General features: G+C 45.1%; 16 protein-coding genes and 5 tRNA genes. 6 read left to right on the top strand and 15 right to left on the bottom strand.

Features of this window, described 5'->3' with window-relative positions; genetic code table 11:
- Window positions 1-70: 70 nt before the first annotated feature.
- From trhO to EMM73_RS06575, 3 genes are all read right to left on the bottom strand, one after another.
- A complete protein-coding gene (trhO, locus tag EMM73_RS06585; RefSeq protein ID WP_127685645.1) occupies window positions 71-988 on the bottom strand; it encodes an oxygen-dependent tRNA uridine(34) hydroxylase TrhO in 918 nt (305 codons plus the stop codon).
- Between the two features lie 101 nt (window positions 989-1,089).
- A complete protein-coding gene (locus EMM73_RS06580) occupies window positions 1,090-1,632 on the bottom strand; it encodes a YaeQ family protein (protein ID WP_127685644.1) in 543 nt (180 codons plus the stop codon).
- A gap of 36 nt (window positions 1,633-1,668) precedes the next feature.
- Window positions 1,669-2,319, bottom strand: coding sequence for a LysE family translocator (locus tag EMM73_RS06575; RefSeq protein ID WP_127685643.1), 651 nt, complete (start codon window positions 2,317-2,319; stop codon window positions 1,669-1,671).
- A 180-nt stretch (window positions 2,320-2,499) separates the two neighbouring features.
- Between EMM73_RS06575 and EMM73_RS06570 the strand changes: the two genes are divergently transcribed.
- On the top strand, window positions 2,500-4,905 hold the full coding sequence (locus EMM73_RS06570) for a TonB-dependent receptor domain-containing protein (protein WP_127685642.1): 2,406 nt from the start codon (window positions 2,500-2,502) through the stop codon (window positions 4,903-4,905).
- Window positions 4,906-4,975: 70 nt separating this feature from the next.
- Here the strand turns inward: EMM73_RS06570 and rmf are convergent, their stop codons facing one another.
- The 5 genes from rmf to rlmKL all read right to left on the bottom strand — a co-directional run bounded on the left by rmf (window position 4,976) and on the right by rlmKL (window position 11,406).
- A complete protein-coding gene (gene rmf, locus EMM73_RS06565; RefSeq protein ID WP_127685641.1) occupies window positions 4,976-5,158 on the bottom strand; it encodes a ribosome modulation factor in 183 nt (60 codons plus the stop codon).
- Between the two features lie 303 nt (window positions 5,159-5,461).
- Window positions 5,462-7,102: a DUF3466 family protein gene (locus EMM73_RS06560; protein ID WP_127685640.1), complete on the bottom strand. Its 1,641-nt coding sequence runs from the start codon at window positions 7,100-7,102 to the stop codon at window positions 5,462-5,464.
- Between the two features lie 12 nt (window positions 7,103-7,114).
- Entirely contained in the window at window positions 7,115-9,025 is a 1,911-nt protein-coding gene (gene uup, locus EMM73_RS06555; RefSeq protein WP_127685639.1) for an ATP-binding cassette ATPase Uup, read from the bottom strand.
- Window positions 9,026-9,027: 2 nt separating this feature from the next.
- Window positions 9,028-9,267 carry a glutaredoxin family protein gene (locus EMM73_RS06550; protein ID WP_186435147.1) on the bottom strand — a complete coding sequence of 80 codons (240 nt, stop codon included), beginning with the start codon at window positions 9,265-9,267 and terminating at the stop codon, window positions 9,028-9,030.
- Between the two features lie 6 nt (window positions 9,268-9,273).
- Window positions 9,274-11,406, bottom strand: a complete 2,133-nt coding sequence (rlmKL, locus tag EMM73_RS06545; RefSeq protein WP_127685637.1) for a bifunctional 23S rRNA (guanine(2069)-N(7))-methyltransferase RlmK/23S rRNA (guanine(2445)-N(2))-methyltransferase RlmL — start codon at window positions 11,404-11,406, stop codon at window positions 9,274-9,276.
- A gap of 239 nt (window positions 11,407-11,645) precedes the next feature.
- On the opposite strand from rlmKL, the gene EMM73_RS06540 reads away from it, so the two are divergent.
- The 5 genes from EMM73_RS06540 to EMM73_RS06520 all read left to right on the top strand — a co-directional run bounded on the left by EMM73_RS06540 (window position 11,646) and on the right by EMM73_RS06520 (window position 12,435).
- Window positions 11,646-11,722: transfer RNA gene (locus EMM73_RS06540), tRNA-Met, on the top strand.
- 186 nt (window positions 11,723-11,908) lie between these two features.
- A tRNA-Met gene (locus tag EMM73_RS06535) sits at window positions 11,909-11,985 on the top strand.
- 73 nt (window positions 11,986-12,058) lie between these two features.
- Window positions 12,059-12,135 (top strand) — tRNA-Met (locus EMM73_RS06530).
- A 73-nt stretch (window positions 12,136-12,208) separates the two neighbouring features.
- Window positions 12,209-12,285, top strand: a tRNA-Met gene (locus EMM73_RS06525).
- Window positions 12,286-12,358: 73 nt separating this feature from the next.
- Window positions 12,359-12,435: transfer RNA gene (locus EMM73_RS06520), tRNA-Met, on the top strand.
- A gap of 685 nt (window positions 12,436-13,120) precedes the next feature.
- On the opposite strand, the gene EMM73_RS06515 is transcribed toward EMM73_RS06520, so the two are convergent.
- From EMM73_RS06515 to EMM73_RS06485, 7 genes are all read right to left on the bottom strand, one after another.
- The gene (locus EMM73_RS06515) at window positions 13,121-14,140 is read right to left on the bottom strand and encodes a lipocalin-like domain-containing protein (RefSeq protein ID WP_127685636.1); all 1,020 of its coding nucleotides are present in this window, start codon (window positions 14,138-14,140) and stop codon (window positions 13,121-13,123) included.
- Window positions 14,141-14,173: 33 nt separating this feature from the next.
- Window positions 14,174-16,558, bottom strand: coding sequence for an FtsX-like permease family protein (locus EMM73_RS06510; RefSeq protein ID WP_127685635.1), 2,385 nt, complete (start codon window positions 16,556-16,558; stop codon window positions 14,174-14,176).
- On the bottom strand, window positions 16,551-17,198 hold the full coding sequence (locus EMM73_RS06505) for an ABC transporter ATP-binding protein (protein ID WP_222422614.1): 648 nt from the start codon (window positions 17,196-17,198) through the stop codon (window positions 16,551-16,553). The genes EMM73_RS06510 and EMM73_RS06505 overlap by 8 nt, the downstream gene beginning before the upstream one ends.
- 170 nt (window positions 17,199-17,368) lie before the next feature.
- Entirely contained in the window at window positions 17,369-21,211 is a 3,843-nt protein-coding gene (locus tag EMM73_RS06500) for a two-component regulator propeller domain-containing protein (RefSeq protein ID WP_186435145.1), read from the bottom strand.
- A gap of 145 nt (window positions 21,212-21,356) precedes the next feature.
- Window positions 21,357-22,541 carry a class I SAM-dependent methyltransferase gene (locus EMM73_RS06495; protein WP_127685632.1) on the bottom strand — a complete coding sequence of 395 codons (1,185 nt, stop codon included), beginning with the start codon at window positions 22,539-22,541 and terminating at the stop codon, window positions 21,357-21,359.
- Between the two features lie 67 nt (window positions 22,542-22,608).
- Window positions 22,609-24,111 (bottom strand): DNA recombination protein RmuC, encoded by a 1,503-nt coding sequence (locus EMM73_RS06490; protein ID WP_127685631.1) that lies wholly within the window; start codon window positions 24,109-24,111, stop codon window positions 22,609-22,611.
- A 31-nt stretch (window positions 24,112-24,142) separates the two neighbouring features.
- On the bottom strand, window positions 24,143-24,562 hold the full coding sequence (locus EMM73_RS06485; RefSeq protein ID WP_127685630.1) for a hypothetical protein: 420 nt from the start codon (window positions 24,560-24,562) through the stop codon (window positions 24,143-24,145).
- Window positions 24,563-24,612: the final 50 nt, after the last annotated feature.

Raw genomic sequence — 24,612 nt, 5'->3', positions numbered from 1 at the left:
CCTACTGAAGTAGGTGGTTTAGGGCCGAAAAAAAAAGAGCCTTAACGGCTCTTTTCAAATATAGCTGAAATTAGAATTCAACTTTACCATCACGGATATGCTGTTCGCCCCGCTCTTTGGCCAAAGCTATTTGCTTCTGACGTTCAGCAAAAGATGCTTTCTGCTCATCAGTAATTTTGTCATGGCAATGCGGACAACTTAAACCTTGCACATAAAGAGGCGACTTCATTTCTTCTTGGGATAATGGCATACGACAGGCGTAACACTGATCGTAGCTACCTTGCTCCAGGCCATGTTTAACAGCAACGCGCTGATCAAATACAAAACACTCGCCCTGCCACAAACTTTCAGGTTCTGGCACTTCTTCCAGATATTTCAGAATGCCGCCATCGAGATGATACACCTCTTCAAAGCCCTGCTCTTTTAGAAAAGCGGTAGACTTTTCACAGCGAATACCGCCGGTACAAAACATCGCCACTTTTTTATGTTTGCTTTTATCCAGGTTTTGTTCTGCCCACTCAGGGAACTCGCGGAAACTGGTGGTATTTGGATTGACAGCATTTTTAAAAGTACCTATGGCCACTTCATAATCGTTGCGGGTATCGATAACGATAGTATCTGGAGCAGAGATTAACTGGTTCCAGGCTTCACCTTTGACATAAGTACCGACTATATGAGCAGGGTTGATACCTTCAACCCCCATAGTGACAATTTCTTTCTTCAGTTTGACCTTAGTGCGATAAAACGCTTGTTCATCGGCTAAGGATTCTTTGTAGGACATGCCATCAAAACGATTGTCTGCTTTAAACCACTGCTGCATGGCATCAATGCCCTCACGCGGACCGCAGATAGTGCCATTGATCCCTTCTTCGGCAAGCAGTAAGGTTCCTTTGACTTTATTCAGCACCAAGTGTTGATACAAGGTGTCACGCAGGGCGACATAATCAGGTAAAGCGACAAATTTATATAAAGCGGCTACAACGTACATTAGTTTGATTCACCTTCTGCAATGCCGGATCGTAAATCCGGGGCAAAAATTACGGGTCGACATTATAACCACAGAAAATGAAATGACAAGTTGAGGTCGGCTTAATGCCAGAATTCCAGCTCTGAGGGCACTGCGATCGCCAGCTCAAAGGTTTGTTCACCATCTGTGATCAATAACTTGTCATCTTCCCGCCACAAGTCCAATTGCATATGACCTTTGAACATGCTGCAAAAGTCCAGTAGCTGCTGATGGGATAAGGTATGGAACTGCAGATTGCTGAAATGTTGTTTGTATTGGTTTTTTACTTTTTTCTGTTGTGTTTCGTCCAGAAACAACACCACCTGATCAGCCTGGTGACTGGCGCGTTGCATATGCTTTTCGCTGAGTAAATCGACATTACACCAGAGTTTGATATGGTCAGCAGCATCGCTGACATACAAGTCGGGAGTTTTACCCGCCCCTGCTGTGTTCGCCAGTTGGGGTGAGAATTCAAAAAATGACAGATAAGCCAGCAAGCGCTTGGCAAAGTGCTCGGCGAGCTCTGTTTTATAGGGGGCTATATAACAGGTTCGTTTTTGATAAACATGGCTGGCCTCGGACGCATAAGTCAGATCCAACCGAATCACTTTGTTGACGACTTGCATAGGGACACCTCGCTGGTATCGGCAACAATCTTCTGGTTAGTGTAGCGAAGATTGAATTGCACTGTAAACCAGATGCATAGCCAGTGCCAGCAATACAGCACCCATTAAACGATCAAACCAATACCCTTTACGCAGTAAAAAAGCTCTTACTTTTTCGCGGGTTAGGATAACAGATAAAAAAGCAAACCAGGCGGTTGTCGCAAATGCCATGTAAGTACCGTATATCACTTTGTACGAGAGTGGCGTAACAGGCGAAATAATGACGGCAAAAAGTGACAAAAAAAACAATGTCGCCTTTGGGTTTAAGCCATTAGTAACAAAACCTGAGGTAAAGGCTTTGAGCCTGGATGGCGTCTCGGCAACAGGCGCTGTAACATCTTCTGACGCTGTATGGGATGGCTCACCGCTACGAATAGCCTGCCAGCCTATATGGGCCAGATACGCAGCAGACAACACACTAAACAGAGTAAATAACCAAGGCGTTGTTTTAATCAACAGTCCTAAGCCAAGCAGCGAATAACAAACATGTAAAAAAATCGCCATACCTATGCCAAGACTGGCTGAAAGTGCAACGTTACGACCATAACGCACGGCATAACGCAAAACGATAGCAAAATCCGGGCCTGGGCTTGCTACTGCCACTAAATGCACTGACGCGATAAGTAAAAATTCTGGCCAAAAATCCATGGCTTATCCTCTTGATTATTCGAACATTATTACGCAGATATTAAAGCATGACAGTTCCGGCTGTCGAAGCTAAATCTTAAATTAATCTTACTTCGTCACAAAAGTACTTGCGTCTGAATCATTAATCCGCAAAAATGTTATAACATCACACTTCATAACTAACATTCAAAGGCTTTTTTGATGCGCCCTTCTCTTTTTCAACTTACACCTGTGGCCATGCTGGTTGTTTCGGCATTTTCAGCTCAGGTTGTCGCACAAAACATCACAGTAAACGGCCTTGTGCTGGATAGTGACGGTAAAGCTATAGAGCAAGCTCGGGTACATGTGCATGGCCGTCAGCACTATGTGTATGCAGACAAAAACGGCCGCTTTACCATTCAGGCTCCAGCGGATGCTGAACTGCATATCTCGGCCAAAGGCTATGGCGACCAGTTTGTTACCTTGTCAAATGGCAACGAACTCAAAGTACAACTCCAGTCTGGTGGCGTGGAACGTATTGTAGTTTCAGCTTCAGGCTTGCATCAATACGATTTGGACATGGCCACTCCTGTTTCTGTGTTATCAGGCGAAGAACTCAGTCGTAAAACAGCGCCTACTATAGGTGAAACCTTAAAGTCGATGCCTGGCGTACACAGCAACTATTACGGTCCAGTAGCCTCAAGCCCTATTTTACGTGGCTTGGATGGCCCACGGGTTCGCATATTAAGTAATGGCCTTGATTCTGCTGACGTATCCCGCATTGGTCCGGACCATGCTATCAGTGCTGACGCCATCACCACAGAACAAATAGAAGTGTTACGTGGCCCTTCCACTTTGTTATATGGCAGCGGCGCCATTGGTGGTGTTGTGAACGTGGTCGATAACAGATTGCCACGTCAGTTGCGCGCTGCCAGTACTCAAATTGAAACCCGCTATAGCTCTGGTGCAGATGAAAGAACTGCCGTCTTAACTCATGATGGCGGTCAGGATCAAGTCGCTTGGCATGTGGATGGCTTTAAGCGTAAAACCGATAATTATGATGTGCCAAATTTTACCAATGATGAAGGCGAAAGCACTGATCAACTGGCAAATTCATGGCTGGATAATTCGGCAGTGAATGGTGGTTTAAGCTGGATCACCGATAAAGGTTTGCTGGGTTTTTCCATAGGGCATATCGACAGTGAATATGGCATTCCTGGCCACCATCATCATGAAGAGCATGATGATCAAGACCAACATGATGATGACCACGACGAGCATAATGAAGAAGCTGTATTTGCCAAAGTGAAGCAAGACAGATACGGCTTGGCTGGCGAGCTCTATACACCTTTTAAAGGCATTGAAACCTTATCTTTTAGCAGCGCCCTGACGCGTTATCAGCATCACGAAATAGAAGAAGGCGTCATTGGTACCACCTTTAAGAATGATAGCTTTGAGAGCCGCTTTACTGCCGAGCATGAAACTATAGCCGGCTGGCATGGTGTTTTTGGTTATCACCTGCAACAAAGCGATTATCAGGCGATAGGTGAAGAAGCCTTTACACCAGATACCAAAACAGATTCACACGCCTTATTTGTACTGGAAGAGCACAGTTTTGGCGACTTCATAGCTCAGCTAGGTGCCCGTATTGAGCACGTCGATTACAAAGCCTCCGGTATTGAGTTTGAGCATCACCACGAGGAAGAAGACGCGGACGAAGATCATGCAGATCAGGTAAAACATGACTTTACTGCGTCTAGCCTGTCTGCAGGCCTGGTCTGGAACTTTCAGCCAGGGTACAACACCGCTTTATCCGTCAGCCGCTCTGAACGAGCCCCTGGCGCTGCCGAGCTATATTCAAACGGTGCGCACATTGCTACCCGCACTTACGAATTAGGTTTGGTCTATCAGCTGGATCAAGACGGTGAAATTTCAGAGTTTGATGTCAACTTCAAAAAAGAAGTGGCGAACAATATCGACCTGACCTTACGCAAGTATGAGGGTGATTTTACCTTCACTTACAACCTGTTTTATAACAAGGTACACAACTACCTGTATATGAGAGATTCAGGTTTAACCATGGCTGACCTGCACTCCCATGCAGATGAAGACCATGCTCAGGACCATGACGATCACGAAGAGCATGATGAAGAGCACGGTCATGCGGAAGATGAAGCTTTCTCGATATTTCACTATCAACAGCAGGATGCCACTTTGTATGGCGCCGAGTTTGCGATGGCCTATCAACTGACAGCTGAACAACAGTTGGAGATTTTTATTGACTCAGTGCGGGCCAAGCTGGACAACGGCGGTGATTTACCCCGTATACCGCCAGTGAAAGCAGGTACAAGCTATAGCTATTCAGCACAAAACTGGTCAGCAAACCTCGACTGGACTCACTACATGAAGCAAAATCAGCTGGCAGCAAATGAAAGTGCAACTGGCTCCTATCAGATCCTTGATTTGAGTTTTAGTTACTATTTTAATCTGAATGAGCTGGATCTGACTGCCTTTGTCAAAGCCAACAATCTGACCGATGAATTAGGTTTTGTGCATAGCTCCTTTATCAAAGAAGATGCTCCTCTGCCAGGTCGTTCTTTCATTTTAGGTGTTAAAGCCCGTTTTTGATCTTGTATATTTAAAGTTCAATAACGCACAAGGCCCCGGTTATCGGGGCCTTGTTATCTGAATTCGTAAATTACTGGCCTCTGGCAAACAGGCCAACCCCTTTATCTTCCATCGCTTCCCGATACCCTCCGAGCCATTGCGATCTGGTATCTAAATTCTGATAAGGACAAATCTCTTTTGAGCGACCTGTGACAGCGGCGCGATAACCTTGAGCGTGAGCACGTTCTAAACGATCTCTTTTCTGTCTTTTCATAAGGCAATCTTCCTCGATCTGATAAATAAGCAAGCAACTTACGTTGCCCTTTAATAGATAGTAGATAAGACCAAAAGGTTCCATCAGTAAACTTGGCCCTCGCCTATTGACATTAAGTAAGAACCTGAACTTATTTAAGATTTAATGACAAAATAATTTAATTTTTTTTAAAATTATCTGAAAAAAATAATCTGACATGCTCGAAGCCAGAGCGGCCGGCGATAGGAAAGTATTTGCTTTGAATAAAACTAAAAATAACAAACCCGCTATTGCGGGTTTGTCATGTTTAAAGCCTGTGTATACCTATTGGCTTAAGCGTCGTCTTAACCACACCAATGGCAGTAGCAACAGACTATACCAGGTTGAAGATCCACCTTTACGTTCATAGCTTTGCTCTTCTTCCACCTGGCAGCTATCAATAGTGCCGTTAGGAACCGGTGTCAGTTTCACTGCTCGGGTTACGTTTTCCATCACTGGGTTACCAGCACTGTCTTTTACCACGTCACCTTTGGCGTCACGTTGTTCAACGGACATCACAGCATTGGCAATAATTTCATTATTATTGTTAATATCTTTGGCTTCAACCAGATTAAAAGCAGTACCACAGGGCAATAGAGTGTTTAAATCAGTAAAGCTGTTAGCTTCTATATCAAACAAAAACGCAACCTTTCGTCTTGTCGTGCCGTCAGCAGGCAAAATATCTGCTGAACCTACAACCATGCTATTGTCGTTAATAGCCTTTGGAATGGTATCTGAGCTGTTGAAAAAACCATTTGGAAAAGTCAGAGTTTTTGTATTGTAATCAAACACAAATAATCTATTGGTCGGCAATCCATTAAAGGTTGTACTTGCTGCGCCAATAATAATATTTTCGTTATTAATATCTGCGGCAAAACTGGAATTCCACTCTAAAGGGTCAACGACTGCGGATACTTCGCCTTCATGGAAAACGCTAGCGTGGGCAACAAAAATTCTTCGCTCTTCGTTGGTATAGCTCGAGTAGCCAACAGCTATTCCATTGTTATTCACTGATAAAGCACGGCTGGAGTAGAGGTTTTCAGTTGTATTCTCGATTACAGGGCCTAAAATGCCATATTGCACAGGAGCTGAAATTTGTCCGGCTTCATTCATTTTCCAGACTAAAGCGCGTTCTATATAACCCGATTTATACTGATCGTAACAAAGAGCAACAGGCCTGGTTTTACCGGTACAGGCGGTTTCAATAGAATCCACCACACTTTCCATCATGGAGACGCTACCTGAACCTGCTATATAGTTGTTCTCGCTGATTTTATTTGCTGAGGAAAAACCTCCGCCGAAGTCCTCAAAAGGAATAGGTAGTGCTGTTACACTGTTACCATTGACGACATAAGACTTCAAATATGCCGCATCAGGCACCCATAAATTCACTGTTGCTGGGGAAGGTTCAGCTTCAGTGGCCTCAGGAGTAAAACTTTGCTGGCGGTACGTTGCTGTCGCTACACCAATAGCATGACCCGTATTGTTGATATCGTACAGATACTCTCTACTTGTAGGGGCTGCAGCTTGCTCACGAATCTTTACTTGATCGCCTGTTACAAGATTGAATGCCATTACATCTGTATAACGCTGCACTTGGTAATTATCAGTATTCGCTGTTAAATAATTAATTAAAGCGACCTGTGACGAAGCACTGATATTTCCTAATTTAATCTGTTCTATTTGTTCCGCTGTTAAGGCGGCCACTAGACTGGCATTTTCAAAATCAATAGCACTAATATCTACCGGAAAATTATAGATAACTGAACCAGAACCTACTGCATCCCCATTGTCATTCAGCGCGGCGCCAAACTGTGAACGAACAGTGGTGATTTCAGCAAGCTCCTGAACCTGATAAACAGCGGCGTACGCTGAACTGGCGGCCAGGCCGGGTAATAAGGCTAATACTACGGGCGATAATCTCATTCAGGTCCCCTGTTACTGCTGATTTAATGCTTCTAATTGTTCCCAACGCTCATAAGCGTGCGCGAGCTTCGACTCAGTCTCATGCAATTGGTTCAACGCTTTTTGGGTGTAGTCGGCACTTTGCCGGAAAAAATGTGGATCATTGACTTGCTGCTGTAAGGCACTTAATTCTGCATCAAGCGTCTCGATTAAAGCGGGCAATAGCTCCAATTCTCGTTTCTCTTTGTATGATAACTTCTTACTGCTGCTGGATGAAAGCTCCACAGGCTTTTCTTCGACAGGTTTTACACTTTTTTGCACTGTTTCAACAGCTTTTACATGATTTTGCTGCCGTTTTTGATAAGCCACCACATCTTCGTAGTCACCCGCTATGTCCACCACCTTACCTTGGCCGGCAAAATACAATGAACTGGTGACTGTATTGTTAACAAATTCACGGTCGTGGCTCACCAGCAATACAGTACCCTGATACTGCTGCAGAATATCTTCCAGCAGCTCTAAGGTTTCTACATCCAGATCGTTGGTGGGTTCATCAAGGATCAGTAAATTACTTGGCTTGGCGAATAAACGTGCCAGCAATAAGCGATTTTTCTCACCACCAGATAAAGCCCGAACTGGTGTTCTGGCGCGTGCTGGTGCAAATAAGAAGTCCTGTAGGTAACTTAATACGTGACGGGTTTGACCGTTTTGTACGATTTCCTGTTTACCATCAGCAACGTTATCCTGCACTGTGGCATTTAAGTCCAGCTGAATACGGTGTTGATCAAAATAAGCTACTTCGAGGTTAGTGCCGCGTTTTATCTCGCCGCTGTCGGCCGTATATTCGCCCAGCAACGTTTTGATTAAGGTGGATTTACCTACCCCATTTGGCCCAACCAAAGCAATACGATCACCACGCATGACCAGAACATTAATGTCTTTAAGGACAGTTTCGCCTTTAAAGCTGACATTCACATCTTTAGTCTCAAACACCAGCTTGCCGGATTTTTGCGACTGCTCAATGGCAAATTCTACCTTGCCCATTTGTTCAACCCGGGCAGCCCTTTCGTTACGTAACTCTTTTAAAGCACGCACACGGCCTTCGTTACGGGTACGACGGGCTTTAATGCCCTGACGGATCCAAACCTCTTCTTCAGCCAGCTTTTTATCAAACAGCGCATTGTGCTGCTGTTCTACTTCCAGCAGTTTTTGCTTACGCTCCAGATACTCGGCGTAGTTACCAGGATGAGAGGTTAATTCTCCGCGGTCCAAATCGATAATACGGCTGGCCAAAGCGCGGATAAAGGCCCTGTCGTGCGAGATAAAAATGATCGCACCTTTGAAGTTCATAAAGAACTGTTCCAGCCATTGTATAGCTGCCACATCCAAGTGGTTCGTCGGTTCATCCAGCAGTAAAACTGTGGGCTGAGACACCAAAGCTTTGGCTAACGCAGCTTTACGTAACCAACCTCCGGATAATGAAGCCAAAGTGGTATTGGGGTCCATCTCAAACTGCAAACAAAGCTCTTCAATACGGCTCTCTAACTGCCAGCCATGACGGGTATCGAGTTCAGCCTGCAAAGTACCAAATTCACGTTGCTCCGCTTCAGTAGCGTCAGAGAAATGATCAGCCAGATGGTAAAAACGCTGTAGCTTTTCCGCTAAATCGCCCGCGCCTTCCCGAATAAAATCCGCCACCTTTATGTCAACACGAGCTGGTGGGTCTTGCTCTAACCGGCTGATAATCAAATTATTCTGCCGGACCACCTGGCCATCATCCAGATTTTGATGACCGGTCAGGATTTTTAAAAAGGAGGATTTACCTGCGCCATTACGGCCAACCAAACAGACACGTTCGCCGGCAAACAAACTGAAATCCACTTTATCTAAAATTGGGTGTGTACCAAAGGCAAGGCTGGCTTGCTGAAAACGTAATAGTTCCACTTTTATAATCCTGACGACTGCTGACGCAGCAGTTGTTGTATCTGTTCAAGTTCAAAGGGCCAGAACAGTTCCTGTTCATTCACTTTTAACACCGGAATATGCACACGGTAGCGCTCAAAAGCTGCCGGCTCGTCCACTATATCTATAATTTCAACAGTACCAGCGACACCGGCCTGCAGCAGAAGCTGCTCGGCCTGTTCACACAAATGGCAACCCCAGGTGCTGTAAAGCCTAATTTGCATCAAAACTTACTCTTCAAGGCGTTTAAACAGCTCAAAGCACACGTGAATATTTGGGTTGCGTTTAAAGTCTTCCGGCAAACTTTGTGCTGAGATATCTTTGATGCTCCAGCCCGCTTGTTCCAGTTCTGCTTTATCGATTTTAAAACGTCTTTTATTGTTGGAAAATATCACTTTGCCGTTCGGCGCCAGACAGCGCCCTACCATAGTCAACAACTTGACATGATCACGTTGCACATCCCAGGTATCTTCCATCCGTTTCGAGTTCGAAAAAGTTGGCGGATCAACAAAGATTAAATCAAACTGGTTTTTGCAGCCTTTGAGCCAATCTAAACAGTTGTCCTGCACAAACTGGTAGGCTTTACCTTCCAGACCGTTGATCAGAAAGTTGCGTTTTGCCCAGTCCAGATAAGTATTCGACATATCCACTGTAGTCACAGACAAAGCGCCACCTAAAGCTGCATGCACAGAAGCTGTTCCAGTGTAGGCAAATAAATTCAGTACTTTTTTGCCTTTGGCTTGCTGCTGAATAGCCAGGCGTGTGACACGGTGGTCTAAAAACAAGCCGGTATCCAGATAATCACGCAGATTTACCAGAAACTTAGCGCCATATTCAGTGACTTCTTTGTACTGACCTGCTTTGGCCAACGCCTGGTACTGCTCTTTACCTTTTTGTTTTTCACGAACTTTCAGCACCAGTTTGTCGCTGCTGATGCCCAGTACTTTAGGCACTAAGTTCACCACATCAAACAAACGTTTTTGAGCTATTTGCTCATCGACATTGGCAGGAGCAGCGTATTCGTGGATCACCACTTCGCCGTCATACCAGTCGACCGCGACGTTGTATTCCGGAATATCGGCGTCGTACATCCGGTAGCAGCTGATGTTTTCGCGTTTCGCCCATTTTTCCAGCTGCTTGACGTTTTTCTTTAGTCTATTACCAAAAGACTCACTTTCCGCATAAAACAAAGCTGCACTTTGGCTGTTGGCATTGACCTGTACTTGCTGTTCGGTCAGCTCGAACATGGTAAATTCACAGTCTAAAGGACCGTTGGTGAATTTATAGCTTTTGGCTTTGGATAACTTCAGCGCCCGCAATAAATCCGGGCTTGAGGTAATAATGGCTAAACGCCAGCCCTGATAGTGTTTTTTCAGGCCTAAAGAGAATTCTGCATAAACAGGAATAAGCTGAGGCAAATCGCCTAAACGCTCACCGTACGGTGGGTTGGTAATAATCACGCCTTTGCCTTCGCATACCGCTGACTGGATCTGAGTCGCATCCTGAGTGATGAACTCTATATAGTCAGCCACACCAGCACGAGCAGCATTTTGACGGGCTTTTTGTAAGGTACGCTCGTCAGTATCGCTACCGACAAAAGTCACGCCTTCAGCAATTGCCTGACGTGAGCCTAAAGCTTCAGCGCGCAGTTGTTGCCAAAGATCTGGTTGGTGATCACCCCAGCTTTCAAAAGCAAACTTTTCACGCTTTAATCCGGGCGCCAATTGACGCGCCATCAGCACTGCTTCTATTAATAGAGTACCGCTACCACAAAATGGGTCATATAAAGGCTGATCAGCTTTCCAGCCAGAGCGTAATAACAAGGCCGCAGCTAAATGCTCTTTTAATGGCGCTTCGCCCTGCTCTTTCCGATAACCACGCTGATGCAGTGACGGCCCAGAGAAATCCTGAAAGAAATGGAAATGCTGACGTTCTAAACGCACCTGAAAACGCACGTCCGGATCCAGACGATCGACATTGGGGCGCGCATCGTAACGTTCACGGAACTGATCCACTATGGCATCTTTTACCCGCATGCCACCAAACTGGGTATTGTCTATGGTCGGATGCTTACCTACACATTCAACCGCAAAACTTTGCTCCATTCGCATTAATGAAGGCCAGTTAATGCGCGTGGCCACCTGATACAGATCTGAATTGGCATCAATTTCGATGGATTGTTCCAGGCGCAGAATACGAGTTGCCAGACGTGACCATAAGCACAGCTGATATGCATCTTTAAGTTCAGCCTTAAAACGCACTACGCCCATGCCTAATTTAATAATTTCGCCTTGATAACGACGGATCTCATCCGCCAACAGCTCTTCAACACCTTTAGATGTTAAGGCCCAGAATTCCAACATATGATCTGCCCTGCAATAAAATGGCGCACATTATAACAGAAGCGCTTTCGAAAGCATTGGGATGTTTTTAAGCAAAAAAACAATGATTTGTAACACCAGCGGCTTTTTTCGGTTAGATCGCCTACTTAAACGGCTATGCGTTTAATAATTGCGCAGTCAGTTCGCTTCTTTGGAATTTACTGATATTAAGCCTTGCACTGCTATAGCAAAAGCTCTACTATGCGCCCCGCAAACACGGACGCGGGATGGAGCAGCCTGGTAGCTCGTCGGGCTCATAACCCGAAGGTCGTCGGTTCAAATCCGGCTCCCGCAACCAATTCGTGACAGGCGTGGTAAAGTAATTTAGCCCTCGGGCTCCTCTTTATAACCCCGTGACGAAGGGCGACGGTTCAAATCCGGCTCCCGCAACCAACTTAAGTAAACAAATTTATTTTGAATGTTTAAGTATATAACGTGAATGCATTACAACCTTAACACAGGCTGCTTGGTGTTAAGATACGGACGCGGGATGGAGCAGCCTGGTAGCTCGTCGGGCTCATAACCCGAAGGTCGTCGGTTCAAATCCGGCTCCCGCAACCAACTTAAGTTTTCTTAAGTAATGTAAAAAAGTAGTACCCCACTTAACACACTCTGCTCGGTGTTAAGATACGGACGCGGGATGGAGCAGCCTGGTAGCTCGTCGGGCTCATAACCCGAAGGTCGTCGGTTCAAATCCGGCTCCCGCAACCAACTTAAGTTTTCTTAAGTAATGTAAAAAAGTAGTACCCCACTTAACACACTCTGCTCGGTGTTAAGATACGGACGCGGGATGGAGCAGCCTGGTAGCTCGTCGGGCTCATAACCCGAAGGTCGTCGGTTCAAATCCGGCTCCCGCAACCAACTTAAGTTTTCTTAAGTAATGTAAAAAAGTAGTACCCCACTTAACACACTCTGCTCGGTGTTAAGATACGGACGCGGGATGGAGCAGCCTGGTAGCTCGTCGGGCTCATAACCCGAAGGTCGTCGGTTCAAATCCGGCTCCCGCAACCAACAATCAACCGACTCAATAGTCGGTTTTTTTGTATCCAAAAACTGGGATGGAACAACCTGGTAGCTCGTCGGGTCGGGCTGCTCTTTATAACCCCGTAGCGGAGGTCGTCGGTTCGCTCTTCACAAAGATCGGTGCTCCCGCAACCAACAATCAACCGACTCAATAGTCGGTTTTTTTGTATCCAAAAACTGGGACGGAACAACCTGGTAGCTCGTCGGTCTCCTCTTTATAACCCCGTGGCGAAGGTCGTCGGCTCGCTCTTCACAAAGATCGGGGCTCCCGCAACCAACAATCAACCGGCTCAATAGTCGGTTTTTTTGTATCCAAAAACTGGGACGGAACAACCTGGTAGCTCGTCGGTCTCCTCTTTATAACCCCGTGGCGAAGGTCGTCGGCTCGCTCTTCACAAAGATCGGGGCTCCCGCAACCAACTTTAAGACCGACTTTATAGTCGGTTTTTTTGTATCTGATATTCAAGATAAATCAGCCTGGTAGCTCGTCGGGCTGCTCTTTATAACCCCGTAGCGGAGGTCGTCGGCTCGCTCTTGACAAAGATCGGTGCTCCCTGTAGGCAAACAAAGCTCAAAGCGAAGCCAGACGAATCTTAAAGGCAGCGCCTTGCCAAGCCTTTCCGCCAGAAAAATAACCCTGAAACGTCAACACACTCTAAGGGTTCATACAGCATTAATACCCTGCTAATTCTGCATAGCCTTTGCCATTAAATCCATGTGTTGCTCTTACCCGACCTTCCCAATATTTTGTCGATAGCTTATTTAGAGAATCTTTTGTGATGGTTTCAATCAGAACAGGTGCTGAGTCAGGCAGTTCAATTTTCCATACACTTGGATATTGTGTACCATCGATGGTGATATGTTCTAAAACTTGTAAACTTATATCTTCTCGTGGGATTTGAGTCACCTCACCACTTTCAGCAATACGTGTGCCACTGCAGTATTCATAGTTTTGTTGTGCATCGCGGATACAAAATAACATTAGGCCTTGCTTGGGGTGTTCTTCACTTACCAGGCTAAACCAATCCCAACCTAGTTGATTTTTATCCAATAAACTTGCCGACCATTCTCTGTCATACCAGGCATTACCAGATACTTTGTAGTCTTTGCCATTAAAAGTGATGGTACCTCTTGTTTCTAAAAACGGGTAGCTGAAGTAGTAAGAAGCGTGACCGCTGTCAGTTTTTTGGCTATAACCATTTTCACCATGTAAAGTGAGTGGACTGTTATTCAGGGAAACATCAATGGCATAGTCGTCCTGTTTTGCCTGCATTTGCAGCGGTAAAAAACTTTGCTCTGTGCTTTTTAATGACCAATCATCTAACTGTGCTGAGAAAGGGGTTGCTGAAATGCTGGCTTGTCCAGCACGGGCAAAGCGTTCAAAAGCAACATGAAATTGCTCGTGTTGCAGCGCAAAATGGGCAAAATAAAGTTGATTGTCCCACCACGTCGATTCAAAGGGTAAAGGCGCTCTAGTTCTGAACAATGTCCACTGCGCACCGAATGTTTCGCCAGTGTCCGCAGTTAAGTTCGCGGTGATGTACCACCATTCAATGCCTTGCTCCAAGTGTGGACCGTGATCTTGCGGAAAAACCACTCCTCGTTTCTTCTCGACAGGCTCACCACTTACTATCTGTAAGGCGTGAGAATTTTTTGATGATGGTGCGGGATCACAACCCAAAAACAATAACATTGAAAGAACCAGAAAAGCGCACTTAATCACTGGCTAATGTCCTTTTAGGTGCAAACTGGTTGTAAGTTTTTTAACAGGCAGATAGGCACATACCACAGCGGCGATCAGCAAGAACATACAGGTACTCAACAGTGCTGGCAAATCTAAACTCAAATGGATAGTCCAACCAAATGCGATAGGCATGACAAATTTTAATAATGCCAGCCCGAGCGCAAAGCCTAATGGCAACGCAAATATAGATGTAAAGCTAACCAACACTGTTGTTTGCACAAGCTTTAGCTTTTGTAACTGAGCTGCATCAACCCCTAAACTACTTAAAACGGCCAGTTGCTTTGCGTGTTGGGCACTCAAGCTCAGTAAGCTTATGCAAAGACTGACTAAAGCAATTGCGAGAATAAACCCATTTAAGACTTTTGTGACCTGGAAGGTGTCGTTAAACAGCCTATTGGCTATGTCTTTAAAACCTTGATTCTCAGTGATAGAGGCGCTATCAATCTGGTACTCATTAATCAGTCGCTCAGAGAGTTGATCTACTGTGATTTGCTCATTTAGAGTGATAGACAAGCCATACACTTGCCAGTGCAAAGAGCTTGATTTCATTGTTTGTTCTTCGGTGATAAGGCTTAACGCCGTGTTGCCATAATCATAGGCAAAGCCAGAAATTCTGCATTGAAAACTGTGTTGGTTTTGTTTAAATGTCACAATGTCACCCAACTGGTGATTATATTTTATGGTGGCTTGCTCATTAGCAATACAGCCATTGTTAGCAAAGTGTGAAGTATTCACAGCCTCACCAGAAGTCAGGTTAATGTGTGTAAATGACTGATATCCTTGACCAAAACTAGCAAGAGTTGCAGGTACTTTATTTAAGTAGCCATCGCCAGCCATATAGATGCCAACACGTTTTATGTTCGGTTCTGCGTTCAGGCGAGCTCGAAGATCTGGGTCATACTTATCGACATGAATGTATAGATCTGCGCTTAATTGCTTTTCCAGATGCGCATTAAGCGTGTTACTAAAGCTTTTCACCATGATCTGCATGCCAATAGCACTGCCAAGCGCCAGCAAAATCGCCACTATGGCAATACGCAATTCTTTCAACTGCAATTTACTGTCGGCATACAACCACTGCCATAAAGGATGCCTAAACGGATTTTTAAAGCTGAGCAAAAGCTGCAAACATTTTGGTGTGATAAGCACAAACAGCAACAGAATAAAGAAGCAAAGTAACAGAGCATCAAATTCAGAGTGGGCATTTATGTAAAAGTACGAAAGGGCTGCAATTACAACAGCTAAAAACAAATAAAATACGGAGCTGCTGTTAGTTTGCAGTGTGGTTTTTTGTGTCAGTAGCATAGTCACCAATGTGGCGATATTCACTATAAAACCCAAAGCAAAGCTTCGCCATTGCCAACTGATGGTGAGGGCTTGTTCGAGTTGATATAGCCCCATTAGTGTGCGGTTTATATCAAGCACCAACGCATTGGCAATAACAAACCCCGTTATACTGCCTAACAGAGCTGTCAAAAAACTCATGAAGGTAAACTCAATCACTAGGGCTGTGCGAATGGCTTTTGGCGAACACCCTAAAATAGTAAACTGAGTAAGTAGCTTTTTTCGACCCGCAATAGAAAGCTTAATGGCGTTAAAACTTAAAAATGCCGCCACAATGTAGCCCAGCAATGCCAATGCGGCGAGGTTAAAAAAGAAAGCCTCAGATAAGGCATCGAAGTCTTGCTCTTGAGCTGCGACTAATCTGGCATCAGAAGACAAAATTGATTCGATTTTTGGGATTTGTTCAAGCGTCAGACCAACGAACTCGATAAAGCTGATTTGCCCCTTAGCCTGTAGCAGTAGATCAGCATAAGCAAGGTCGGTAATAGACCACAGACCAAGGTCATCGACCAAGCGGAAACCAGGTGTAGCTGAGCTATTGGCAAGCTGAAGCTTATTACCATTAAGCGCTAATTTCGAGACACTGTTGCTATCTATCATGATGACGTCAAAAGCAAAGCCTGTATCGCTCCCACTGCCGGATTGAGTTGTGCTTGTCGGTGCTGGTTTTGTCAACCAAATAAGGCTATCTATGCCTTGAAGATACAGTGTTTTACCTGAGGTTAGTTTTAGCTTGCCGCGTAAAACAGGTTGCGCATTACTAAAGCCATTCTGGCGAAGCTTTAACCAAATTTTTCCGTCGATATACTCTTGGCCAATAGGGGGTTTTACAATATGACTGACTGCAGCATCGATGAGAGCAGAAGACTTCTGGTGACGATTTTTGGCTTCTTGATTCAGGCCTGTAATGGCGGTAAGTAGCGCGCTTCCTAAACTCAAGCCAACAATAAACAGTAGTAACAACCAAGGATGGCGTCTGAAATACGTGATATGAGTAGTTAAAATGAGCTTAATTTCAGTCATTGAACTGCCCATTAGCCAATACTTTTACGCTATCAAAATAGCGGGTCAACTGCTGTGAGTGCGTCACCATGACCAAGTTGATTTGCCGCTCTTTACACAAGTTTGTCAGCATTTCGACCACTTGGTGGGAGCGTACTTGATCGAGGTTGCCTGTAGGTTCATCGGCTAAGATCAGTTTTGGTTGATTAAGCAAGGCTCGAGCAATACCTACGCGTTGTTGTTCGCCGCCTGAAAGTTGGCTGGGCAACTTATTTAGCTTATTGCTCAACCCCAATTGTTCAACCAAAGCGTCTAGCTCAGCAGGCGTTTGATTTGGGAAATTGAGTTTATATTGAAACAAGATATTTTGTTTCACAGTAAGACAGTCAAGCAATTGATAATGCTGGAATATAAGGCCTATTTTTCGGCGATAATATGCAAGCTGCTGCATATTATATGCAGAAATAAGCTCGCCATTGACGTCAATTTGACCACTATCTGGACTGAGTAGGCCGGCCAACAAATGAAGTAAGGTCGTCTTACCTGAGCCACTGTCTCCAAGCAATGCTACTTGCTCTTGCGCAGCAATGTTAAAACTCAAGCCATCAAACAGAGTTTGAACTTGATCGCCATCTTGTCGACGGAATAACAAATTGGTCACACTTATCACTGTACTTCCTTGCTGCTCAGTGCTTTTAACTGCTAGTTTACAAAAAAATAACTGTGCAAAATAGCGAAACTTACCTTAGCACAATCCAGAGACTCATCTTGCTCACACTGCTTCACTACAGGCCGAATTGACCTGCCAACGCTCCTCCCCCTTGAATAGCATTAACTATCCCTTCGCACCGGAAAAGTAATTTTGTAATGCAGACCCTGCTCTGGTTCGCTTTGCACTTCTATATGACCTTTTAAACTCACAGTCACCAGGTTGTAGACAATATGTGCTCCCAGTCCTGTGCCACCATTATTCCGATTGGTGGTATAGAAAGGTTCGAACAAATGCTGTAATGCACGTTTATCCAATCCCTTGCCATTGTCACTGAATCTCATCAACAAGCTTCTGCCATCCATATTAAAGCTCAGTTGAATTCTTGGATTAGATCTATCTTTCACCCCATGGATCAGTGCATTCATCACTAGATTAGTAATGATCTGTGCTATTGCGCCGGGGTCTGTGTACAACACAATATCATCTTCGCACTGAATATCCAGTGCACAGCCGGCTTTATGCAGCTGAGGTTTTAATGTCAACAGTACATCCTGCACATAAGGGCCAAGATTAAATTCCCGAAGACTGACATTAGATTGATCAACAGATACTTTTTTGAAACTCTGAACTAAATCTGCTGCTCTGCCAGTATTTACCTGCAAAATTTTCAGGCCTTCGTGCAAATGCTGCAAAAAACGTTGAAACTGGCTTTGCTGCAACATTTTTTGCGCTACAGCGTGCTGAACTACGTCCAGTTCAGCCTGTAAATGACTGGAAGCTGTCACGCAAATTCCCAATGGAGTATTGATTTCGTGTGCAATACCCGCAACTAATGAACCGAGTCCAGCCATTTTTTCTTGGGTGATTAATTGCTGCTGTGTTAGTTGCAACTGCTCAAACGAATCCGCATTCGCCACTGAGATAGCAACATAGCTTGCTAAAGTGCGCAACAGTTCAATTTGTGAGTCTGAGTACGCATGCTCCTCCATACTTTGAACAGAAAAAACGCCTACAGCTTTTCCACTGACCGTCAGTGGAAAATAAAGTACTGATTTAGTCATGGCACCATAGAGAGGTTGCGGGACCTCTGGTAATTGCAGCAGAAACTCACTACTTTCCCGAATGATAATTTCACGTTGCTCGTTAAAACAAATCACAGCCGGAGTATGGACCTGAGTTAAATCCAGCTCAAACCGAGGTGCAAGCTGGTTGTTTTCCATCCAAAAGGCAAAATCAAGTGTGTGTTCTGCTTCGCGATAAATGCCTATTAATAGTACATGGGCATCCAGCATATGCGATAAATGAGAGTGACACCGGGTTAACACCTGCTTCAAGTCTAATGAGGCGGTGATTTCACGACTTATTAATTGCAATAATGTCAAATCCTGATAAGAGCGCTGCAATGCCTGATGTTTCTCCTGTAATTGGCTAGTTTTTTGACTTAATTCCTCAGTCCTTGAGCTAACCAGAAACTCCAGTTGCCGCCTCATCTCCAATTGCCGTTTCATTTTCTGTTGAAACCACGAAAAACCTGCAAAAAGCACCAAAGTAACAAGAGCCGCTCTAAACCACCACGTCATCCACCATGGCGGAAACACTTGTATGATCAGTGAGGTTTGACTTTGCCATGGTCCGTTTTCCATACTAGCTTCCGCTTTCCATATATATCGGCCAGGTGGTAAGCGGGTATAAGTCGCTACTGGCTGGCTGGCTTGGATCCAATCACGATCAAAGCTTTCGAGTTGATAGCGGTAACGGAGTTTTTCAGGCTGAACAAATTCAGGGACGGAGAAATGTAGACTGAACATATCCTGTTGATAAGCCAAAGAGAGTTGTTCCAACGAAGACAATACTACAGGCAGCAGAGACTGGTTTTCAGTTCGGGCAGGAGCCACAATTTGGTTGAATAAACTCAGACTGGTAAGTTTCAACCTATTCAGAGGCCACTGCTGTGGCAACTGAGTGATAGGGTAATAATCCAGTCCCTCTTTTCCCCCACGAAACAGCCACCCCTGATGCTCAGCCCACGCACCTATCCAGGTAACACTTTGCACACCAAGGCGCTCATCGAGCTGGATATAGCTTTGTTGCTCCGGCAAATAGTGCTGCCGGTATAACAAACGAAATAGCTGAGCAGATTGCAGTTCTGGATCATCATCTAGTGCTGTCAGGTAAGGTTTAAAACCTTCAATGTGAGCTGGCGTATGTCGTGAACGCAATGCCCTGTGACGCAGATTACCTGCTTGCACCCAAAGCTCTTCATTTTCCTCCAGCACAAGTTGGATACCATTAAATTGCAACCCATGTGTGCTGGCATCTTTTTGTTGCCATTGCTGTAAGCTATTTTGCTTTGGGTCATAGAGAAACAAACCTTGATCAGCACTACCAATCCAAATCAGACCAAAGCTGTCCTGATACACCAGGTTTATGTCATCTACCGGCAAAACCGGATTGCTGTATCTATTTAATGATGTGATCCTCTTCCCATCGGCACTTATAATAAACACACCATGACCACGAGTTCCGACCCAAAGCTGATGCTGCCGGTCCATAGACAATGATTTAACCACGGGCTGTGCCCGTTCACCTGCCAATAAAGGAATAGCACGCCACTGTTGTGAAGCCGGCGCAAATTGCCAAAGACCCTCCTCAGAACCAGTCCAGACTACGTTTAATTTGGGTGACCAACTCACTTGACGAGCACTAAAGTCCTGCAGGCCGGGAGGCATAGGCAAAGTTTCAAGTTTGGATTGTTGGGGATCAAAACGTAACAGGCCACCATGGCGATTGGCTAACCACACCGTATTACTATCGGCCACATCTATACCCAGTACATCGCTGGCAGGCAGAAGATCAAGTTGGTCTGTTGCTGTAGGCAAAGTACGGATCTGTCGAGCGAACCGACTAATACCTGCAACCCGCAGCTGATTTATAGTCCAGACAGTACCCTGTTTATCTAACATCAATGCAGAAATACTATTAGTCGGCAAACCGCCACTAAATTGGCCTAGATGCTTAAATTGTTGCCATATCTGACCAGTTTGCTGTTGATACCATAATCCTGCATCGTAACTTGCAAGCCATAAGCCACCGCTTTCATCCTCCAGCATGTCCGTTAATTGCGCCTGACGCAATGATGCGGGCTGAAGGGGAATAGTCAGCTCAGATGTATTGAGGTCCAGTTGCAGCAAACCACCGTTAAAACTGGCCAGTAGAAGAAGATTAGCTGTTTTTAATCTTAACTTGTTAATTGAGCCAGCTGCTTGCCCCCTGCTGGTTTTATGCCAGCCCCTTATTTTGTTCTGCTCTGGATGCCAGGCGATAAGGCCGCCATTAGAGTCAGACAAGGTTCTGAGGGGCGCGTCTCCGGCCCCCAAATACAAAGTACCGTCTGCGGTCATCAATAAGTCATTAATATGTATACTGGATACGCCGTCAACACGCTCCGGAAGACCTTGAGCATGCAAAACTAGTTGTTGAGGGTCCAGTAAATATAAACCCGCACCATAGCTGCCCACCCAAATTCGTTGCTGTTGATCCTGATAAAGGACTGAAATTTCGCTGGTTCCCGCTCCGAAAGTTGCAGGCAGTGCTACTCTGCTGAAACTTTCTGTCAAGGAATTGAATTTGTTCACGCCAGAATAACGGGTACCAACCCATAATATGCCCTGCTCATCTACCAGCAAGCTGCTGATCCAATCTGCAGATAACGAATATGGGTCTGTCGCGTCCGCTCTGAACAACGTCACTTCAGATCCATTCAAGCGGTAAAGACCATGTTGAGTGCCAAGCCAGATTTGGCCATCATGGTCCTGAACCATTGCAGTGGAAGAAATATGAGCCTGATTTTGCTCCAGTGACACAAAACGGCTATACACCTGCCGCACCTGCTCTGATGCAAAGGCCAAAGACCCCCAAAACATCACTAATCCAAGCAATAAGGACCCAAGGCCTTTTACCACAGATCTTCCCCAACTATACGGCATCAATAATTCAGTATTTACCGTTTTTACTAATTGAGCAAATAAAACAAGGGTGGAGCATGGATCCTCAGCCTCTGACAAAGGGCTAGCTGTTCAGTCTCAGAGGTAGCCATTTGAGACAAGCCTAGTCCGACTGCGCTAACAACTCTTCCAGACAATGCTGCTTGATCCCGTAAAAACGCTTTATCTGTTGAACCTGCTCTAACATCTGTTCGCGTTTTTTTGGTTTTTGACTTTTGACTGCGAGGATCATTTTATTCTTACTGGTGTGCTCCAGCGAGATAAATTCAAAGACCTGAGTGTCGTAGCCATAGGCTTCCAGCAGCAAAGCGCGCAAGCTATCAGTCAGCATTTCAGCTTGTTCACCCAAATGAATACCGTGTTTTAACATAGGTTGCAGCAATGGAGGGCTGATCAATTGTGGCCTTAACTGTTTGTGGCAACAAGGTGAACACATAATCATCGATGCACCAGTACGAATACCCATATGAATAGCGTGGTCTGTAGCTGTATCACAGGCATGTAAAGCGATCATGACATCTATACCTTTGGCTTGAAAATGTTTCACATCACCCTGCTCAAAACCAAGACCCTGTAAATTCAAATCACAGGCGACAGCATTACATAAATCCACTAGTTCCTGACGAAGTTCTACGCCAGTCACTTTGGCATCAAGTCCCAATTGGTGCGTCAGGTAATCATGTACCGCAAAAGTCAGGTAGGCTTTACCTGAGCCAAAATCGGCAATATGCACTGCAGGTTTTTGTTTTAGAACCGTTTGATCCAAGGCGCGGTCAAAGACTTCGACAAACTTATTAATTTGCTTCCATTTGCGCGACATCGCAGGAACCAGCTTGTGCTGAGTGTCTGTGACACCAAGCTGCCGTAAAAAAGGCCTTTCCAGCGTCAAAAAGCGCTTTTTTTCTTTATCATGCGTTAAGGCTGTCGGGCTTGCCTCGGTCTGTTTGATCACCTTAGTGCTACTTAACACTTTGCCTTTTTTACTGACACTCAATTGAGTTTCGCTGTCTGACGCTGTGAAATGCGCCGCTTTAAACTCTGTGCCTAATAGGTTTTGGATCAGCTCAAGCCCTTCACTGAGCACAAAGTTTTTGGTGATATCACGGGTTTTATGTCGGTATAAAAAACTTAAATGCGCACTGTTTTTCAGCAAGACAGGCCGTACTTCAATCCGCACTAAGGTTGTATCCCCGCCCTGATAACCACTTAGCAGCAGTTTTTGCCAGCTGTTGTTTTCGAGCTTTTGCGTTAGAAGTTGGATAAAGGCACTGAAATCTGAAGTACTCACTGAAATTCTCTGATAGCAAAAAAGGACGCTAGTATAAACCTGCGAGCCAAAGTCACTCCAGACATCTTTAGGGGGCAGACGCTATTTTTGGATCAACAGCAGGCTCGCTATCAAACTCAATCTGAGACTTTTCGACAAAATACTCCGGAAGCTCGGCCTGAATGGCTGGCGTTAGATCTTTAAACTCATTGACCTGTTTCACCAGGTTCGCCCTGCCCTTGTACAGCTGGCTTTCAGCAGTTTCATAAGCTTCCTGGGCTCTGTTTAAGCTCTCTTTGACTCTTAAAAAAGTGGTCAGAAAGGTGCGTAATTTGTTAAAGACCGCGTCTGCACGTTTGGCCAGTTCTGCTGTATGTTTATGCTGCTCTTCATAACGCCATAACTGCCGGACAATATTCAAGCTAGTCAATAAAGTGGTTGGTGTCGCCACTAAGACATTTTGATTCAGCGCTTGCTGGAATAAGCTTTCATCGGCTTTTAAGGCTTCGACAAAGGCCGACTCTATGGGCACAAACATGAACACCAAATCCGGTGAATTCAGACCAGGTAACTTGTGATAATTACGATCGGATAATTCTTTAATACGAGCAGCCATGGCAGCAACATGCTCCTGCAACGCGAGTTGACGTTCTACATCATCCTCTGAGTTGATATAACGGCTGTAGGCGTTTAAAGATACTTTGGCATCAATGATCAGGTGTTTGCCCTGGGGTAAAAACACCACTAAATCAGGCCGTAGTTTAGCGCCATCTTCCTGAGTCACCGAAAATTCACGCTGGTAATCCTGACCCGCTCTTAAGCCTGAACGTTCCAGCACATTTTCCAACACCAGTTCTCCCCAGTTGCCCTGCGTTTTTTTCTGGCCTTTTAATGCAACCGCTAACTGATGCGCTTCTTCTGTGATTTGCTGATTGAGGATTTTTAAATGCTGCAACTCGTGATTCAAAAGCGCCTGCTGCTGACTGTCTTTGAGGTGAATATCTTCCACTTTACTTTTGAAAGCATCTAACTGCAGGCGGAACGGATTCAGTAAGCTATTCAATGCTTCCTGATTAGAGGCTTGGAAACGCACCGACTTGTCTTCAAAAATTTGTTGGGCCAACTGCTGGAATTCAAGGCTGAGTTGCTGTTTGCTGTTTTGCAATAACGCCTGTTGCTCGGCAAAATGCTGCTGCTTTTCTTTTAAACTGATTTGCAGCGCACTGTGTTCACGTTGCAACTGCATATAGTCTTGCTGCTGTGTCTGATGCTGCAGTTTTAACTCAGCCCAGAGCTGTGATACCTGCTGATACTGGCTTTGGCTGCGAGCGAGTTCAGCAGCGTACTTCTGTTGCTGGTAACTTAAATCTTTAAAGTCATCCTGAGCCTGCTGCAATTGCAACTGATATTGTTGCAACAACTGCTGGTCGTGCTGGCTTTGCTGTGCCTGAAGCTGGTTTGTGGTTTGTTGCAACCCAAGTTGTTGTTGCAACTGAAGCGATTTGCTACGCAATAGCAGCAAGCCACAGATACAACAAAGCAAAACCACAGCCAAAACGCTGGTTAAAACAAACAAAGCTTCTGTGGTCATGTTTCTCTCTACATCATCCGGATAACAATAGTCAGCTGGCTGGCTGCCCTATAGTGCACTTTTGTGCGACACAGGCACTCACAGGCGGCGTCAGCATATGGCAAGTTGACATCATTCCAAGTTTTTCATTTTGCTGCTTTTTTAGCTTTTGATAACGATCGTTGGTGTAGCTTAACATTTTTTCATCTGTATGCAGCGTCGAGTAAATCAGATACTGATCCGGTCCACCACAAGGCCGAGCACCCACTCCTATGACTTTACACTGATTGTCTTGCTGACATTCTTTGTTTTCAGTTAACCGTTCCAATCTTAGCTGCAACTGGCGGGTGTCAAGCTGAAGCTGTGCTAAAGGACCATCAAGTTGGGTGACCAGGTTTTCTGTCGTGGCAGGAACAGTAGCGCAACCTGTGAGTGACAACACAAAAACAGCCAGAGTTAACGTTTTTTTCATTTTTTATCTCCTGAACAGCGTAATCACCCGAGTGGCGACAAACCCGCCAC

Origin of the sequence: Rheinheimera sediminis (assembly GCF_004005375.1) — a bacterium.
Lineage (GTDB): Bacteria > Pseudomonadota > Gammaproteobacteria > Enterobacterales > Alteromonadaceae > Pararheinheimera.
Note: the sequence above shows the minus strand (reverse complement) of the source record. Positions and strands in the feature narration are given on the sequence as shown.

Excerpts from the sequence above, each read along its gene's own strand:
- trhO (WP_127685645.1), bottom strand. The coding sequence starts at position 988 with ATGTACGTTGTAGCCGCTTTATATAAATTTGTCGCTTTACCTGATTAT.
- EMM73_RS06580 (WP_127685644.1), bottom strand. The coding sequence starts at position 1,632 with ATGCAAGTCGTCAACAAAGTGATTCGGTTGGATCTGACTTATGCGTCC.
- EMM73_RS06575 (WP_127685643.1), bottom strand. The coding sequence starts at position 2,319 with ATGGATTTTTGGCCAGAATTTTTACTTATCGCGTCAGTGCATTTAGTG.
- EMM73_RS06570 (WP_127685642.1), top strand. The coding sequence starts at position 2,500 with ATGCGCCCTTCTCTTTTTCAACTTACACCTGTGGCCATGCTGGTTGTT.
- rmf (WP_127685641.1), bottom strand. The coding sequence starts at position 5,158 with ATGAAAAGACAGAAAAGAGATCGTTTAGAACGTGCTCACGCTCAAGGT.
- EMM73_RS06560 (WP_127685640.1), bottom strand. The coding sequence starts at position 7,102 with ATGAGATTATCGCCCGTAGTATTAGCCTTATTACCCGGCCTGGCCGCC.
- EMM73_RS06550 (WP_186435147.1), bottom strand. The coding sequence starts at position 9,267 with ATGCAAATTAGGCTTTACAGCACCTGGGGTTGCCATTTGTGTGAACAG.
- rlmKL (WP_127685637.1), bottom strand. The coding sequence starts at position 11,406 with ATGTTGGAATTCTGGGCCTTAACATCTAAAGGTGTTGAAGAGCTGTTG.
- EMM73_RS06515 (WP_127685636.1), bottom strand. The coding sequence starts at position 14,140 with ATGTTATTGTTTTTGGGTTGTGATCCCGCACCATCATCAAAAAATTCT.
- EMM73_RS06510 (WP_127685635.1), bottom strand. The coding sequence starts at position 16,558 with ATGACTGAAATTAAGCTCATTTTAACTACTCATATCACGTATTTCAGA.
- EMM73_RS06490 (WP_127685631.1), bottom strand. The coding sequence starts at position 24,111 with ATGACCACAGAAGCTTTGTTTGTTTTAACCAGCGTTTTGGCTGTGGTT.
- EMM73_RS06485 (WP_127685630.1), bottom strand. The coding sequence starts at position 24,562 with ATGAAAAAAACGTTAACTCTGGCTGTTTTTGTGTTGTCACTCACAGGT.